General features: G+C 25.7%; 1 pseudogene. It reads left to right on the forward strand.

The window, feature by feature from the left end:
* Positions 1 to 78: 78 nt before the first annotated feature.
* Positions 79 to 307, forward strand: a pseudogene (locus tag AB4653_RS17540) (methyl-accepting chemotaxis protein); the annotation flags it as partial.

Consider the following 307-nt stretch of genomic DNA (forward strand, 5'->3'; position numbering starts at 1 on the left):
ATCTTCAAAGGATACCTCACCTTAGAAGAAATAATTATTATTAAAAATAAATCTAGCAGAAAATAATGGAAAAACAATGTGAATAAATTTAAATTACAAGTCATAGGTTCAATGGTTCTAATCATCACAATGATTATTTTAATCATCGCATCTTTGAATTTTTGGTCTTTCCACAATGAAAGTATTCGATTAAACAAGGAGATACTTCATGAGAAAAACTCAACAATTAACGGAAAGATGACAGAAAAACTAGAAATTTACAAACACATTTTGTCTTCAATAAAAATAGATGATGATAGTTATAAAA

The sequence above is a fragment of the Vibrio sp. 10N.222.48.A3 genome (assembly GCF_041475345.1).
Taxonomy (GTDB): Bacteria; Pseudomonadota; Gammaproteobacteria; order Enterobacterales; family Vibrionaceae; genus Vibrio; species Vibrio tasmaniensis_A.